This window comes from Pseudoxanthomonas winnipegensis (genome assembly GCF_004283755.1).
Classification (GTDB): domain Bacteria; phylum Pseudomonadota; class Gammaproteobacteria; order Xanthomonadales; family Xanthomonadaceae; genus Pseudoxanthomonas_A; species Pseudoxanthomonas_A winnipegensis.
Genome location: NZ_SHMH01000001.1, coordinates 44,959 through 60,552, shown reverse-complemented (window position 1 = coordinate 60,552; position 15,594 = coordinate 44,959). Strand labels below are relative to the sequence as shown.

Genomic DNA, 15,594 nt, shown 5'->3' with positions numbered 1-15,594 from the left:
CTCGCCGTGGCGAAACGATTACTTGCGCAAGCGTTCCAGCAAGGCCATGGCCGCGGCGGGGTTGCGTTCCTTGGCCGCGGAAATGAAGAACACGAAGACCTCGCGCGGCCGCTTGGGCGCCGGCGTCGGGCCCACGTGCGGCAGCTCCTCGGGGTCCTCGCCGGCGCGCCAAGCGCGTGCGCGGCGCGCCCAGGCATCCAGTTCGGCCGCCGGATAGCCGGTGGCCTCGTCGCTGCGGCTGGCCATCAGGCGCGCATAGACGAAGTCGCCGGTGATATCGGCGAAGGAGGGGTATTCGGTGGATTCGGAGAACACGGTGCCCATGCCGTGCGCGCGGACCAGGGCCAGGAAGTCGGGCGTGATGAAGTCCGGATCGCGCACGTCCAGCACGTGCCGCAGCGTGCGCTTGCCGGCCTTCTTCGGCAGCAGGTCGAGGAAGCCTTCGAACTGCTCGGCATCGATCCTGCGCCCGGCCTCGAACTGCCACACCAGCGGCCCGAGCTTGTCGCCCAGCTCGCCGATGCCGCCGATGAAATCCTCCACCTGCGCACGCGTGCCGGTCAGCTTGCGCGACTGGGTGATGCGCTTGGGCGCCTTGGCCGAGAACATGAAGCCCTCCGGCGTGGCATCGCGCCACTTGGCGTAGGTGGCCGGCTGCTGGGTGCCGTAGTAGGTGCCGTTGATCTCGATCGCGGTGAGGCGGGCGCTGGCGTATTCCAGCTCCAGCCGCTGTACCAGTCCGGCCGGGTAGAAGTTGTCGCGCCAGGGCGCATACACCCAGCCGCCGATGCCCACGCGGATGCCTTCCGCGGCGGCGGGCGTCTGGAACAGATCGGCGTCGGGCGGTGCGGCGCTGCGTTTGGCCATCGCGGTGCTCCGGCAAGGACGAGGGCCGGTGAGCATAGCCGGGCAGGCTGGCAAGACCGGCCATCGCGACGCTGCGTGTCATGCCTTCACACCAATTTCAGTACTGAGCCGTTCATGATTCCCTGCACTCAACTTTCACGCGGGAATCCCATGTCCAAGGCAGGCTGGCTGCTGGTTGCAGCCACGGCGAGCGGCAGCGCGCAGGCGGTCACGTCGGAGCAATGTCCCACCCGCACCGACATCCCCAAGGCCGTCAGCCTCCGCGTCGACAACGACCTGTTCGGCGGCGATCACCAGGACCAGGGCTATACCAGCGGTGTGGAGCTGGGTTGGGTCTCGGCCAACCTGAAGGACTACCAGGACGATCCGTGTCTGTCGCCGATGGCGCGTCTGGTCAATCGCTACCTCAATGCGATCAAGCCGGAGGGCTTCGATGAGCAGAACATGGTCTTCAACCTCGGCCAGGCCCTGTACACGCCCAAGGACAACACCCGCAGCGACCTGATCCCGGACGATCGACCCTATGCCGGCGTGCTGATGGCCACCTTCGGCTACAACGCGCGCAAGGGCGATGCGCTGCAGACCACGCAGATCGGCCTGGGCTGGGTCGGGCCGTCGGCGCGCGGCAAGCAGATCCAGGAGGCGGTGCACCGGGTGCTCAGCGACAAGAAGTTCCGCGGCTGGGACAACCAGCTGCGCGACGAGCCGCTGTTCCTGCTGCGCCATGAGCGCATGCATCGCTTCGCGTGGGGCTCGGGGCTGTGGACCTGGGACGCGATCACCCATTACGGCGCGGCGCTGGGCAACTACCAGACCTTCGCCAACGGCGGCGCCGAGCTGCGCTTCGGCCGCCATCTGCCCGACGACTTCGGCAGCACGCCGCTGCGCCCGGCCGGCGAGAACACCGCCCCGGCCAGCCAGACCCGTCCGGGCGGCGAATGGCGCTTCCATGCCTTCCTGACCACCGACGTGCGCTGGGTGCTGCGCGACATCACCCTGGACGGCAACACCTGGAAGGACAGCCACAGCGTGGACAAGCGCAATGTGGTGGGCTACATCGGCTACGGCGTGGCGGTCATGAAGGGGCGCTGGAAGTTCGCCGTGGCGCGCTACCATTCCAGCCGCGAGTTCGACGGCCAGAGCGAGCCGCCGGTGTTCGGCAGCTTCACCATCAGCCGGGCGCTGTAGTCCCGTCCCACGCGGAGAACGCCAATGCCCCAGTGGAGTACGCCCGACCTGTGCGATGCCCATCCCGAGGTGCAGGTGGCCGAGCCGCTGTTCCGCGACTTCGGCGGCGCGCAGGCCTTCAGCGGCACCATCGTCACCCTGCGCTGCCCGGAGGACAACTCGCGCGTGCGCGAGCAGGTCGAACAGGCCGGCACCGGCAAGGTGCTGGTGATCGAGGCCGGCGGCTCGCTGCGCCACGCGATGCTGGGCGACATGCTGGCCGAGAAGGCCGTGGCCAACGGCTGGTCCGGCGTGCTGGTGCACGGCTGCGTGCGCGATGTGGAAGTGCTGGCCAACCTGCCGCTGGGCATCAAGGCGCTGGCCGCCGTGCCGATGAAGACCGAAAAGCGCGGCCTGGGCGAGGTCGATGTGCCGGTGCGCTTCGCCGGGGTGTCCTTCGTGCCCGGGCATTGGCTGTATGCCGATGCCAACGGGGTGATCGTGGCCGAGCAAGCACTGACCTGAGACCAGGCCCAGGCGAAGCGTGTTGAGGAGCGGGCAGGGACGGCGCCATCCTTGTCTTCGCCGCTGCTCACGCCGGACTCCTCTAGACTTCGCCTGCTCCCATGATCTTCCGCTGGTTCGAATCGCTGATCGACGTGTTCGGCCGTCCCGACGAGGCGACGCCGCCGCGCGGGCTGGTGCGCTTCTATCTGCACTATCTGCGGCCGGGCGGCTGGGTGCTGGCGGCGATGTTCGTGGTCGGTTTCGCGGTGGCGCTGGTGGAAGTGGCGCTGTTCGACTTCCTCGGCAAGCTGGTGGACCTGGCCAAGGACGAGACGGCGGCCGGCTTCTTCGACCGCCACGGCCCGCAGCTGCTGGGCATGGCGGGCGTGGCGCTGGTGCTGCGGCCGCTGCTGATGGCCCTGGGCGACCTGCTGATGCACCAGTCGGTGACCCCGGCGCTGACCGCGCGCACGCGCTGGCAGCAGCATCGGCACGTGGTGCGGCAGAGCCTGGCCTTCTTCCAGAACGACTACGCCGGACGCATCGCCAACCGGATCATGCAGACCGGCGCCTCGCTGCGCGAGTCGGCCACCCAGCTGATCGATGCGCTGTGGTACGTGGCGGTGTACACCGGCAGCGCGCTGGTGCTGTTCGCCCAGTCGGACTGGCGGCTGATGCTGCCGCTGATCGCCTGGCTGCTGGCCTACGTGGCGGCGCTGGCGTATTTCGTGCCGCGGGTGAAGGAGCGCTCCTGGCGCGCGTCGGAATCCAAGTCCAGGCTGATGGGGCGGGTGGTGGATGGTTACACCAACATCGCCACGCTCAAGCTGTTCCCGCATCCGCGGCGCGAGGACGACTATGTCGCCGAGGCGGTGCGCGAGAACCTGGGCAGCGTGCAGCGCATGACCCGCATGACCACCGCGATGGACGTGGTCATCGCCGTGCTCAACGGCCTGATGATCGTGGGCACCGCCGGCCTGGGCCTGTGGCTGTGGCAGCGCGGGGCGATCACCGTCGGCGCCATCGCCCTGTCCACGGGGCTGGTGATCCGCATCGAGAACATGTCCGGCTGGATCATGTGGGTGGTCAACGGCCTGTTCGAGGACATCGGCACGGTCCAGGACGGCATGGAGACCATCGCCCGGCCGCATACCGTCACCGATCGTCCCGGCGCGCCGCCGCTGCGGGTCACGGCCGGGCAGGTGCGCTTCGAGGACATCCACTTCCACTACGGCCAGCGCGGCGGGGTGATCGCCGGGTTGAACCTGACCGTCGCCGCCGGCGAGCGGATCGGCCTGGTCGGTCCGTCCGGCGCCGGCAAGTCGACCCTGGTCAACGTGCTGCTGCGGCTCTACGACCTGGAGGCCGGGCGCATCCTGATCGATGGCCAGGACATCGCCGGCGTCACCCAGGCCAGCCTGCGCGGGCAGATCGGCGTGGTCACCCAGGACACCTCGCTGTTGCATCGCTCGATCCTCGATAACCTGCGTTACGGCCGGCCCGAGGCGACGCCCGAGCAGGTCGCGGCGGCCATCGCCCAAGCGCGTGCCGATGGCTTCATCAATACGCTGGTGGATGGTGAGGGGCGCACTGGACTCGATGCCCACGTGGGCGAACGCGGGGTCAAGCTTTCCGGCGGACAGCGCCAGCGCATCGCCATCGCCCGGGTGCTGCTGAAGGATGCGCCGATCCTGCTGCTGGACGAGGCCACCTCGGCGCTGGATTCGGAGGTCGAGGCGGCCATCCAGGACAGCCTGGACGTGCTGATGCGCGGCAAGACCGTCATCGCCATTGCGCATCGGCTGTCTACGATCGCCCGGATGGACCGGCTGGTGGTGATGGATGCGGGACGGATCGTGGAGACGGGGACCCACGCCGAGCTGCTGGCCGAGGGGGGGCTCTATGCGCGTTTGTGGCAGCGGCAGACGGGGGGATTCGTGGCCGCCGACCCGCTCGTCGGGGACACGCGCTAGTCGCTAAAGAAAGCCGCCGTCCTGCCGTTACGCTGCTCAGTCCGTCTTTCCTTGAAAGCCGGCTGGGGTCTAGGGATGATGCGTGCAAGGGATGGGGAGCATGTTCGCTGATGCGACTGCGAGAACGGCAGGGACTGCGATGGCTGCGACGGCTGCAAGTACTGCGAGGGGCGGGCATCAACGGATGTGGATCGAGGAACGCGAGCTGCAGGTGGGCGAGCTGCGCCCGGGGATGTACGTCAGCCGGCTCGACCGGGACTGGCTGGGCACGCCGTACATGCTGGAAGGATTCCTGATCGAAAGCCCGGCCGATATCGCCGAGCTGGCCAAGTACTGCGCCAAGGTCACCGTCGATGTGATCAAGAGCGAGAGCTTCGTGCGCGCCGCCCTGCGCAAGCCGGCCGCCGCGCCCATGGTCGTGGGCGACCCGGAGCCGGCGCCGGCGAGACGGCGCAAGCCCTACGCGATCCCCGAACTGGCCATGCTGACCGCCAATCCGCGCCCGATCCTGTCGCGCGTCCAGGACGAGGTGCCGCGTGCCAGCCAGGCGCTGGAATCGGTGGACCGTGCCGCCGGCGGCATCATCGCCGAGCTGCGCAACGGCGGCCGGCTGGACGTTGAGGCGGTCGAGGAGGCGGTGACGCCGGTGGTGGACAGCATCGTGCGCAATCCCGATGCGTTCTTCTGGCTGGAGGCGCTGCGTCAGCACGACGGCTACACCTATAGCCACGCGGTGAACTGCTGCGGCTTCATGGCCGCCTTCGGCCGGCATCTGGGATTCCCCGATGAGGCCCTGCACGACCTGGCCACCGCCGGGCTGCTGCTGGACATCGGCAAGACCGCCTTGCCCGAGTCGCTGCTGGAACACGATGGCGCCCTGTCCGACGAAGAGCTGGAGCTGCTGCGCAGCCACCTCGGCCACAGCCTGCGCCTGTACGACGCCTCAGGTGCCTCCAACAGCGTCGTGCGCGAGATGATCCTGACCCACCACGAGCGCGAGGACGGCTCGGGCTATCCCGCCGGCCTGACCGGCTCGCAGATCCCGCTGTTCGGGCGGATCGCGGCGATCGTCGACTCGTTCGACGCCATGACCAGCCCGCGGCCCTACCGCGAGCCGCTGTCGCGCTACGAGGCCATGCAGGCGCTCTACCGCCAGCGCGGCGCGTCCTATCAGCCCGACCTGGTCGAGCAGTTCGTGCAGTGCCTGGGCGTGTATCCGACCGGCAGCCTGGTGGAACTGTCCACCGGCGAGGTCGCCATCGTGGTCGAGCAGAACCCGGTGCGCCGGCTGTTCCCGCAGGTCATGCTGCTGACCGATGCCGACAAGCAGCGGCGCGAGGCCTTCGAGCCGCTGGACCTGCGCGACACCTGGGGCGCGCACGACAACCGCCAGATCAGCATCCGCAAGGGGCTCAAGCCCGGCAGTTACGGGCTCGATCCCAAGGAACTCTATCTGTGAGATGCGCGCGGGCCAGCATGACGCTGCGCCAGGCAGGGCGCTAGGACGGCCAGATGCTCAACCGCGAAATCCTGTTCGACACCATCGCGCGCCTCGTCCCCGAGCCGGCCGCGGGCGGCGCGCTGCTGGTGGTGCGCATGCAGCGGCTGCGCGAGTACGAGGCGGTGTTCGGCTACGGTGCCAGCGATGCGCTCATCGCCGCCTTCACCGCGCGCCTGGGCGACTGCCTGCGCGAGGTCGATGCGCTGGTGCGCATCGGCGAGTGCGATTTCGCCGTGCTGCTGCCCGGCGTGCGCGACCAGAACCTGGCCATGCTGGCCGCGGGCAAGATCGCGCGCGCCTTCCGCTATCCGCTGGAAGCCGGCGGCCGTCCCTCCCGGGTGACCGTGGCCGTGGGCGTGGCCATGGCCGTCAATGCAGCCGACGCCGAGCAGCTGTGCCGGCACGCCGACGTGGCCTGCGCGAGCGCCGCCCAGCGGCCTGAGCACCACGCGCTGTATGCGGGGCAGATGCCGGCCAGCGTGGGCTACGAAGACCTGCACCGCGCGATCCACCACAATGCGCTGCAGGTCCACCTGCAGCCCATCTTCGCCCTGGACAGCGGTGCCCTGCGCGGCTTCGAATCGCTGGCGCGCTGGCACGACCCCGTGCTGGGTCCGGTGCGGCCGGACCTGTTCGTCGTCGCCGCCGAGCAGACCGGCCTGATCGACGGCCTGACCCGCTGGAGCATCAACGCCACGCTGCGCCACTGCGCGCCGGTGTTCGCCGAGCATCCGGACCTGCAGTGCGGCTTGAACGTGTCGCCGATCGCGCTGACCGCCGGTGGCTTCGTCGAACAGATGGCCTCGGCCCTGCGCATCTGGAACGTCAACCCCGCCCAGGTGATGCTGGAAGTCACCGAGACCGCCTTCGTCGACAACCCGCAGCAGATCGGCCAGGCGCTCACGCGTCTGCGCGAGATGGGCCTGCGCATCGCGGTGGACGATTTCGGCGTGGGCTACTCCTCGCTGTCTTACTTCCGCCACTTCCATGTGGACGAGCTGAAGATCGACATGAGCTTCGTGCGCGACGTCATCGACAGCCGGCGCATGTGCCGCCTGGTCGAATCGATCGTCAACATGGGCCACAGCATGGAAGCGGTGGTGGTGGCCGAAGGCATCGAGAGCTCGGCGGTCTGGAGCCGCCTGCGCGAGATCGGTTGCGACCTGGGCCAGGGCTACTACCCGGGGCGCCCGGCGCCGGCGGAAGAGGCCCTGGCGCAGTTCGTCGACTGAAGGCGCCACCGGCCCGCACGCGCCGGGCGATGTCCTAGACTGGCGCTTCCAACGCGCGGAGCGCTCGCCATGCACCATGCCGGAAGTTGCCACTGCGGCGCCATCGACTTCACCGTGACCGGTGAGGTACGCGAGGTGATCGACTGCAACTGCTCGCTGTGCCGGCGCCGCGGCGGCCTGCTCTGGTTCGCGCCGCGCGCGGCGTTTTCGCTGCGCAGCGATCCAGGCGCGGTCCAGACCTACACCTTTCACTCGCACACGTTGCGCCACCACTTCTGCGCGACCTGCGGGATCGCGCCCTACAGCGAAGGCACCGGGCCGGACGGCGCGGCGATGGTCGCGATCAACGTGCGCTGCCTGCCGCAGCTGGATCTGGCCTCGCTGACTATCCTTCCTTACGACGGCGCCGGCCGCTGACGCGGCTTTCAAGCCGGTGCGCGGCCGAGCAGTTCGTCGGGCACCGCCGGCATCGGCGTGCGCGTGTCCTTGGCCTGTTCCTTGAGCCAGTCCATGAACAGCCGCACGGCCGGCGACAGCGGGCGATGCGTAGCGTGCACGGCGTAATAGGCGAAGCGCGCGCGGATGGCCGGGCCGGGCAGACGCACCAGCTCATAGCGCTGCAGATAGGGCAGGGCGATGTGCTTGCGCGCCAGCGCCGCGCCCAGGCCGTAGACCGCAGCGCGCATCACGTCGGTGCTGTCGCTGAACACATGCGCGATCGGCAGCTGCGCGCCGTGCACGCCGACTTCGCGGAACCACTCCCGCCAGCCCTGCAGGCCCAGGTCGGCCAGTAGCGGCAGCCGGGCGATCTGGGCCGGCGTGGTCACCTCGCCGATGCCGTGCAGCGCAGGGGAGGCGACCGGGAACAGCTCGTCGTCCATCAGGTGATGGGCGGTGATGCCCGGCCAGTCGCCGCTGCCGTAGCGGATGCCGACCTCCGGGCCGTTGTCGTCGAAGCGCGCCATCGCCGGGCTGGAGTCCAGTTCCACCCGCACCCGCGGATAGGCGGCGCAGAAGCGCGGCAGGCGCGGCAGCAGCCAGCAGTAGGCCAGCGAGTGCAGCGTGGTCACCTTCAGCGGCACCACCTCGGACTGCGGATGCAGCGCGCCGGCGACCGCGGCCACGTCGGCCAGCGCGGCGGTGGCGGCATCGGCCAGCTGGCGGCCTTCCGGAGTGAGCTTGACCCCGCGCGCGTGACGCTGGAACAGGCTCACGCCCAGCAGCGCCTCGAGCTTGCGCACATGATGGCTGACCGCGCTGGCGGTCACGTGCAGCTCCTCGGCGGCGTGGGCCAGGTTCTGGTGTCGGGCGGCCGCGGCGAACACGCCGAGGGAGGGCAACAGGGTCGGGCGCAAGTGCATGGCGAGGCACAAATCAGATTTGTGGCAGGCGCCGATACTACGCGCTTGTAGGGCCGGGCCGCGCGCTGGACCATGCAATCAAGCTGCGATGTCCGGAACCGGCCAGCGCGCCGCCGCCGCATCGCGCAGGCTGGCGGCGCCTGCCGACGGCGCGCTGCCGTCCGCACCTTCCCTCACGATTTCCATGTGGAACCGCGCCATGTCCCATGCCTCGCCTTCGGCCGCCTGTCCGCCCACCGACACCACCCGCGACTGGCGCACGCCCATCGAGCTGGCCGTGCTGGGCGTGATCTGGGGCAGCTCCTTCCTCTTCATGCGCGTGGCCGCGCCGCATTTCGGCGCCTATGCCCTGGTCGAGCTGCGCCTGTGCCTGGGCGCGCTGGTGCTGCTGCCCTTCCTGTGGCGCGACCGGGCGCAGTTTCCGGCCAGGCGCTGGCCGGTGCTGGCCGGCATCGGCGTGCTGAACTCGGCCTTGCCCTTCCTGCTGTTCGCCTGGGGCGCGCAGCACGCGCCGGCGGCGATCGGCGCCATCACCAATGCGATGACGGTGCTGTTCACCGCGCTGATCGCCTTCCTGTTCTTCGGCGAGAAGATCGGCGCGCGCCGCGCCGTCGCCCTGCTGGTCGGCTTCGTCGGCGTGCTGGTGCTGGCCACCGGCAAGGCCGGCGGCCTGAGCGTGGGTCCGGCGGCGCTGGCCGGCGCGACCGCGTCGCTGCTGTACGGGATCGGCTACAACCTGGTGAAGCGGCACATGGCCGATCTGCCGCCGGCCAGCTCGGCGGCGGCGACGCTGGGCTGCGCGGCCCTGCTGCTCTCGCCGCTGGCGGTGACCCACTGGCCCGCCGCGCCGGTGCCCGGCGTGGCCTGGGCCTGCGCCGGCGCGCTGGGCATCCTGTGCACCGGCCTGGCCTACCGCGTGTACTACCGCCTGATCCAGCGCATCGGGCCGGCCCGCGCGGCCACGGTGACCTATCTGATTCCGGTGTTCGGCGCGCTGCTGGCCTGGGCCATCCTGGGCGAACCGCTGACCTGGACGATGCTGCTGGCGGCGGTGCTGATCCTGGGCAGCGTCGCGGTCAGCCAACGCGCCGCGGCCAGGCGCCCGCGCTGACAGCCACTCGGACCTGACCTTCAGGAGCAAGCGGATGGATAAGCAGTTCGGCTACAAGGCATGGGCCAACGCGGAGATGTTCGAGGCGCTTGCCGCGATCGATCCGCAGCAGCATCCGGCGCAATGGAAGCGTGCGGTGCGGCTGATGAATCACGCCTACGTGGTGGACCGGATCTTCGCCGCCCATCTGCAGGGGACGGCTCACGACTACCAGGCGACCAACACGCCGGACACGCCGACCCTCGAAGCCTTGCGCGAAGACGTCGCCGTATCCGACGCCTGGTACCGGCAGTACGTGGCGACGCTGGAAGCCGGCGCGCTGCACGCGCCGGTCTCCTTCTCCTTCACCGATGGCAAAGCGGGCACCATGACCCGCGCGGAGATCCTGTTCCACGTGCTGGCGCACGGCGCCTACCATCGCGGCAACGTGGGAATGGTGCTGGCCGAGTGCGGCTGCGATCGCCCCAGCGACACCTTCACCCGCTATCTGCATGCCAGCGAACCGGGGCGGCGCCAAGGGATTGTCTAGGACGCGCGGATCGCGTCGGCACGTCCCGCGGCGCTGACGCGGGGGCTCTCCGCGCCTGGCTTACTTCTTGCCGCCCGGCGTCCGCACCGGCAGCGGCACGTTGCACAGGTCGATGTGGCCGGCCGGACGCTTGTAGAAGTCGTCCACGCGGTTGCGCTTGGCTTCGACCACGTCGCGGAAGGTCTGGCTGTCGGTGCGCAGCAGCTCCAGCGGCGTGCGCTCGGCGGCGGGCACCTCGCTGGCCAGGCGGATCGACTTGATCGGTGTGCGTTGCGCCGGGTCGGTGTAGAAGCCCATCGGCTCCGGGCCGCGCTGGATCGTGCTCAGCAGCTCCATGCCCTTCACCACGCGGCCGACCACGGTGATGTTGTCGTCCAGCTGGCGCGGCGACTGGCCGATGACCACGTACAGCTCGGCGCCGATGCTGCTGTCGTCGGCGTTGTTGCGGCCCGCGCCCAGCGTGCCGTAGCAGTGCGCCAGCCAGGCCTTGCCGTCGGCGCCGTCGCGCGCGGCCGGGAAGCCGTCGACGAAGCCCACCTGCCTGGCCCAGCCATCGCGGTCAGGCAGCGGCTGGAAGTCCAGGCCCTTGGCGCTGCGGTGGAACTCGGCCGGCAGATGCGTCTTCGCGCTGCCCAGCGACTTGGCCTTGGCCGGGTCCTCGCCATCCACGTCGCCGAACTGCACCACGAAGTTGTCCTGCGAGCGGTAGATGCTGGTGCCGTCCCAGAAGTGCTCGTGGGCCAGGGTCGTGATGTTGGCCACATGCTCGGGCGCGAACGCCGGCGCCAGTTCGATCACCACCCGGCCGCTGGCCAGCTCCAGGTAGAGCGTGCGCGCCGGGTCGAGCGTACGCCAGTCGCTGGCCGGCGAAGCGTCGAGGATCTGCTGCCCGCTGCGGTACGGCTTCTTGGCCTGCGCGGCCGCGCCCGCGGCCATGGCGGGCAACAGCGCGAGCAGCAGCGCGGCGGTGAGGCGGGCGGGAGCGGGCATGTGGCGACTCGTGGCATGGAAAGGATGGGCCGATTCTGACCGGGCGCCCCGCGCCACGCCAGCGAGGCGCGCGCCTGCGCGCTCCGGCAAGACAGGCGGGAAGCGGAACCCGACGCTGGCGCAGGCCCGCGCGGGCCTGCAAGCGCGTGGAATCAGCGCGTCGCGCGCTGAGCGGTCAGCACATACGCCAGCGTCAGATGCACCGGCACCAGCAGCGCGACCCAGGCGATGTTGGCCTGCACGTTGAACGGGAACCAGTGCAGCATCCACGCCAGCACCGACAGCGCCGCCACCAGACGCAGCAGCCAGCGCGACCACGCCGCCAGCGCGCGGCCGCGCAGCACCTGCACCGCCGCGGGCAGCAATAGCACGCACAGCGGATCGAGCAGCAGCAGGTTGCGGTTGGCCCAGCCGGCGACGTGGCCGCTGCCGAACCAGATGAACAGCATCAGCGCGCCGGCCAGCGTGCACACCAGCCAGAACACCAGCGCCACGCCGCCGACCACGCGCCGCGCGCGCGTGCCCAGCCACACCAGCGCGAACGCCACCAGCGCGCCGGCCAGCAGCCACGGCCACCAGCTGCGCGCGCTCTCCGGCGGCTCGGGCGCGATGCGGTGCGGCAGCAGCTGCTGGGTCGACTGCACCAGCGGGCGGCCCTGGGTGTTCTTCACCTGGGTCAGCGCATCGGCCAGGCGCATCGGCACGAAGGCCTCGTCCCAGCGCGAGAGCTGCCGGTCGGCGTAGGGGCCGAAGCCCAGGTCGAAGCCGATCCACATCCACCAGGCGGGCGAGGCCAGGCGTACCGACTCGCTGCGGTAGGTGTTGCCGCGCGAACGGCCGGCCAGCTGCTTCTTCAGCGCCCCGCCCATGGCCGCATCGAGCGCATCGCGCACCTGCGTGGCGCAGTTGCTGGTGAAGTAGTCGTAGGGATAGCGCGCATTTTCCGGACGCGCGCGCCAAGCCAGCGAATCGGCCAGCGCCTGCGCCTGCTGCGGGGTCAGGTCCAGCCACTGGATCGACACGCCGCGGCCCTCGGCCTGGTAACTCTGCAGGTCCTCCTGCAGCGGCAGCGCGACCAGGTAGTACAGCATCTTGCCGTCGATGAAGCGGCGCACGAAGCCCGGCTCGTCCGGATCGAAGAAGCCGAAGTTGTAAGAGGTGGCCTGGCCGGTCTGCGGGTCGGCCACCACCAGCGCGTCATGGCCGAAGCGCTCGAAGAACACCTCGCCCGGCTGCATGGTCATCACCCCGATGCGCGGCGCGGCCGGCGCGGCACAGGCCAGCAGCGCGAACACGAGCGCGCACAGCAGGCGCGCCAGCAGGCCGGTGGTCTTCAAGCTCAATCCTCGGGCAATACGCCGACGTGGAAGGCGTGTACGCGGCGCGCATCGGCCTTGGCCACGCGGAAGGCGAAGCGCCCCAGCGTCAGCTCCTCGCCGGTCTCGGGCAGGTGGCCGATGGCGTCGGTGACCAGGCCGCCGACGGTGTCGTACTCGTCGTCGGGGAAGTCCGCGCCGAAGCGCTCGTTGAAGTCCTCGATCGGCGTCAGCGCGTCGACCACGTACTGGCCATCGGCCTGCGCGGCGATGCGCGAGGCCTCGTCCTCGGCCTCGTCGTGCTCGTCGTCGATCTCGCCGACGATCTGCTCCAGCACGTCCTCGATGGTGACCAGGCCCGCCACGCCGCCGTATTCGTCCACCACCAGCGCCATGTGGTTGCGCGAGAGGCGGAACTCCTTGAGCAACAGGTTGAGCTTCTTCGATTCGGGGATCAGCACCGCCGGGCGCAGCAGCTCGCGCACCGTGCCCGGGCCGTTGTCGGCGACCACGCCGCGCAGCAGGTCCTTGGCCAGCAGGATGCCCAGGATCTCGTCCTTGTTCTCGCCGTGCACCGGGAAGCGCGAGTGGCCCGATTCGACCACCTGCTGCATCAGCTGCAGGAAGGGCGTGTCCACGGCCAGGGAGACCATCTGCGAGCGCGAGACCATCACATCGCCCACGGTGAGTTCGGCCACCGACATGGCGCCTTCCATCATCGTCACGGTGTCGGCCTCGAGCAGGCCGTTGTGCTGGGCGTCGCGCAGCAGCGCGAGCAGGTCTTCGCGGGATTCCGGTTCGCCGGAGAACGCCTGGCTCAGGCGTTCGAGCCAGCTGCGTCGTTTTTCAGGGATTTCCGACGCGGTTGTACTGTCGTCTTCAGACATTGGGGGGTGGACGGCACCCGGCAATCGCGGGCGTGGCCGGCAGTCTAGCAGAACGGTTTCGGGCGCCGGCTGACGCCGCGTTCAGTGGGCCTGGGCCTGGGCGGCGGGCGCCGCCGGGGCCGGATCGGGGCCTTCGGTGTCCAGGTTGTAGCTGCAGCCGGCCAGCGTCTTGCCCGGGTGCGAGGCGACGTTGGAGACATTGAGGATGATGGCCTGGATCAGGGTCTGGCCGCTGGCCGGATCGGTCCGTGTCGTCGCGCGCAGCTGCTTGCCGAAAATGGCCTTCTCCGGCGTGTCGATGCCGGTCTCCAGCTCTAGCTGGTGCGCCAGCGGGCGTGGATCGGGCAGGTCCAGGATCGCCATGATGCTGTCGCCGGCGAAGGCGATCCGGTCGGTGGCATGGCCGAAGACGGTGATCGGCGCGGCCAGCTGGAATTCGGTCATGAACGGGTTGACCTGCGGCAGCGGCTTCCAGCCCAGCGCCACGGCCTTGAGCGGGTCGCTCACGGCCGGGGCCAGCGCGAGGAAGTCCGGCACCTCCTTGCGGCATTCGATCAGCGCGGCCAGATCTGGCTTGGCGATCGGCGTGGCCTCGGCCGCATGCGCGCGCGGCAGGGCGAACGGCGCGCACAGCAGCAGCGCGGTGGCGAGCGCGCGCCGGCTCATGCGGCGCCGTCCGCCGCGTAGGGATCGTCGATGCCCAGCTCGGCCAGGATCTCGCGTTCCAGCTGCTCCATCGCCTCGGCCTCCGTGTCGTCCTCGTGATCCCAGCCCAGCAGGTGCAGGGTGCCGTGCACGGTCAGGTGCGCGTAGTGCGCCAGCAGCGCCTTGTCCTGCTCGCGCGCCTCGCGCGCCACGACCGGCGCGCAGATCACCAGGTCGCCCAGCAGCGGCATGGTCACGCCCTTGGGCAGCTTGATCGTCTCGTCCAGCTCGCCCGGGAAGGACAGCACGTTGGTCGCGTAGTCCTTGCCACGGTAATGCCGGTTGAGCGCGCGGCCTTCCTTGGCATCGACCAGGCGGATGGCCAGGTCGGCCTCGCGGATGCGGCCCTTCAGCGCCGCGGCGACCCACTTGCGGAAGCTCACCGCGGACGGAAGGCCGGCGCGCGGCAGCGCATAGCTAACCGCGACCTGCAGATGGATCGGACCCTGGGTCATGTCGGTTTCAACTCACGCCGGATCGGCGGCCTTGTCGTCGCGCGCATCGTAAGCCCGCACGATGCGCGCCACCAGCGGATGGCGCACCACATCGCGCGCGCCGAAGAAGCTGAAGGAGATCCCGTCCACGCCGCGCAGCACCTCCAGCGCGTCCTTGAGCCCGGAGCGGATGTGCTTGGGCAGGTCGGTCTGGCTCATGTCGCCGGTCACCACCGCGGTGCTGCCGAAGCCGATGCGGGTCAGGAACATCTTCATCTGCTCGACGGTGGTGTTCTGCGCCTCGTCCAGGATCACGAAGGCATCGTTGAGCGTGCGTCCGCGCATGTAGGCCAGCGGTGCGATCTCGATGACGTTCTTCTCGAGCAGCTTGGCCACCTTCTCCACGCCCAGCATCTCGTACAGGGCGTCGTAGAGCGGGCGCAGGTAGGGGTCCACCTTCTGGCTCAGGTCGCCGGGCAGGAAGCCGAGCTTCTCGCCGGCCTCCACCGCCGGGCGCACCAGCACTAGGCGTTGCACGCGCGCCTCGTTCAGCGCCTCCACCGCCATGGCCACGGCCAGGAAGGTCTTGCCGGTGCCGGCCGGACCGATGCCGAAGTTGATGTCATGGGTGGCGATGGCGTGCAGATAGGCGGCCTGGTTGGGGCCGCGGCCGCGCACCGTGCCGCGCTTGACCTTGATCGCCACGTCCTGCGGCGCGTAGCCACCTGCGGCGACATGCTCCAAATTGGCCTCGTTGAGGCGCAGGTGGATCGCATCGGCGTCGAAGGTCTCCGTCGCGGCTTCCGCGTACAGCGTATGCAACAGCTGCTCGGTCGCCGCCACGGCCCGGTCAGGGCCCTGCACGCGGAACACGTTGCCGCGGTTGGAGATCTCCACGCCCAGCTTCAGTTCGATCTGGCGCAGATGCGCATCGAACGGCCCGGCCAGGTTGGCCAGCTGCTCGGCGTCGTAGGGGTCGAGGGTGAAATCGTGATGGTGGGTCGTCATAGGCCG

17 protein-coding genes are annotated in these 15,594 nt (G+C 69.8%); 8 read left to right on the top strand and 9 right to left on the bottom strand.

The genetic code is table 11. The features are described 5' to 3' along the window. Positions 1 to 18: 18 nt before the first annotated feature. Positions 19 to 867, bottom strand: coding sequence for a DUF72 domain-containing protein (locus tag EAT51_RS00305; RefSeq protein ID WP_130519833.1), 849 nt, complete (start codon positions 865 to 867; stop codon positions 19 to 21). Positions 868 to 1,017: 150 nt separating this feature from the next. Here EAT51_RS00305 and EAT51_RS00300 point away from each other — a divergent pair, with 150 nt between their 5' ends. The 6 genes from EAT51_RS00300 to EAT51_RS00275 all read left to right on the top strand — a co-directional run bounded on the left by EAT51_RS00300 (position 1,018) and on the right by EAT51_RS00275 (position 7,664). After that, on the top strand, positions 1,018 to 2,055 hold the full coding sequence (locus tag EAT51_RS00300; protein WP_130553901.1) for a lipid A deacylase LpxR family protein: 1,038 nt from the start codon (positions 1,018 to 1,020) through the stop codon (positions 2,053 to 2,055). 24 nt (positions 2,056 to 2,079) lie between these two features. Further along, entirely contained in the window at positions 2,080 to 2,559 is a 480-nt protein-coding gene (gene rraA, locus EAT51_RS00295; RefSeq protein ID WP_130561136.1) for a ribonuclease E activity regulator RraA, read from the top strand. 104 nt (positions 2,560 to 2,663) lie between these two features. Further along, entirely contained in the window at positions 2,664 to 4,514 is a 1,851-nt protein-coding gene (locus EAT51_RS00290) for an ABC transporter ATP-binding protein (protein WP_130561298.1), read from the top strand. A gap of 184 nt (positions 4,515 to 4,698) precedes the next feature. After that, positions 4,699 to 5,973, top strand: a complete 1,275-nt coding sequence (locus tag EAT51_RS00285) for an HD-GYP domain-containing protein (protein ID WP_165422670.1) — start codon at positions 4,699 to 4,701, stop codon at positions 5,971 to 5,973. A 53-nt stretch (positions 5,974 to 6,026) separates the two neighbouring features. Then, positions 6,027 to 7,247, top strand: a complete 1,221-nt coding sequence (locus EAT51_RS00280; RefSeq protein WP_130519839.1) for a putative bifunctional diguanylate cyclase/phosphodiesterase — start codon at positions 6,027 to 6,029, stop codon at positions 7,245 to 7,247. Positions 7,248 to 7,316: 69 nt separating this feature from the next. Next, entirely contained in the window at positions 7,317 to 7,664 is a 348-nt protein-coding gene (locus tag EAT51_RS00275) for a GFA family protein (protein WP_130533697.1), read from the top strand. Between the two features lie 8 nt (positions 7,665 to 7,672). On the opposite strand, the gene EAT51_RS00270 is transcribed toward EAT51_RS00275, so the two are convergent. Then, positions 7,673 to 8,608 (bottom strand): LysR substrate-binding domain-containing protein, encoded by a 936-nt coding sequence (locus EAT51_RS00270; protein WP_130561134.1) that lies wholly within the window; start codon positions 8,606 to 8,608, stop codon positions 7,673 to 7,675. A gap of 78 nt (positions 8,609 to 8,686) precedes the next feature. Further along, the gene (locus EAT51_RS20715) at positions 8,687 to 8,809 is read right to left on the bottom strand and encodes a hypothetical protein (RefSeq protein ID WP_265937019.1); all 123 of its coding nucleotides are present in this window, start codon (positions 8,807 to 8,809) and stop codon (positions 8,687 to 8,689) included. On the opposite strand from EAT51_RS20715, the gene EAT51_RS00265 reads away from it, so the two are divergent. Both EAT51_RS00265 and EAT51_RS00260 read left to right on the top strand, forming a co-directional pair. Further along, the gene (locus EAT51_RS00265) at positions 8,808 to 9,719 is read left to right on the top strand and encodes a DMT family transporter (RefSeq protein WP_130561133.1); all 912 of its coding nucleotides are present in this window, start codon (positions 8,808 to 8,810) and stop codon (positions 9,717 to 9,719) included. The genes EAT51_RS20715 and EAT51_RS00265 overlap by 2 nt on opposite strands. 34 nt (positions 9,720 to 9,753) lie before the next feature. After that, positions 9,754 to 10,248, top strand: coding sequence for a DinB family protein (locus EAT51_RS00260; RefSeq protein ID WP_130561132.1), 495 nt, complete (start codon positions 9,754 to 9,756; stop codon positions 10,246 to 10,248). Positions 10,249 to 10,308: 60 nt separating this feature from the next. Here the strand turns inward: EAT51_RS00260 and EAT51_RS00255 are convergent, their stop codons facing one another. The 6 genes from EAT51_RS00255 to EAT51_RS00230 all read right to left on the bottom strand — a co-directional run bounded on the left by EAT51_RS00255 (position 10,309) and on the right by EAT51_RS00230 (position 15,588). Beyond that, a complete protein-coding gene (locus EAT51_RS00255; protein ID WP_130519848.1) occupies positions 10,309 to 11,238 on the bottom strand; it encodes a peptidylprolyl isomerase in 930 nt (309 codons plus the stop codon). A gap of 152 nt (positions 11,239 to 11,390) precedes the next feature. After that, positions 11,391 to 12,575 (bottom strand): lipoprotein N-acyltransferase Lnb domain-containing protein, encoded by a 1,185-nt coding sequence (locus EAT51_RS00250; RefSeq protein WP_425599560.1) that lies wholly within the window; start codon positions 12,573 to 12,575, stop codon positions 11,391 to 11,393. 2 nt (positions 12,576 to 12,577) lie between these two features. Further along, entirely contained in the window at positions 12,578 to 13,441 is an 864-nt protein-coding gene (locus EAT51_RS00245) for a CorC family transporter (protein WP_130519850.1), read from the bottom strand. Positions 13,442 to 13,522: 81 nt separating this feature from the next. Further along, positions 13,523 to 14,107, bottom strand: a complete 585-nt coding sequence (locus EAT51_RS00240; RefSeq protein WP_130561131.1) for a hypothetical protein — start codon at positions 14,105 to 14,107, stop codon at positions 13,523 to 13,525. Beyond that, on the bottom strand, positions 14,104 to 14,601 hold the full coding sequence (gene ybeY, locus EAT51_RS00235) for an rRNA maturation RNase YbeY (RefSeq protein WP_130523466.1): 498 nt from the start codon (positions 14,599 to 14,601) through the stop codon (positions 14,104 to 14,106). Before ybeY ends, EAT51_RS00240 begins: the two co-directional genes overlap by 4 nt. A gap of 12 nt (positions 14,602 to 14,613) precedes the next feature. Continuing rightward, the gene (locus EAT51_RS00230) at positions 14,614 to 15,588 is read right to left on the bottom strand and encodes a PhoH family protein (RefSeq protein ID WP_130519856.1); all 975 of its coding nucleotides are present in this window, start codon (positions 15,586 to 15,588) and stop codon (positions 14,614 to 14,616) included. Positions 15,589 to 15,594: the final 6 nt, after the last annotated feature.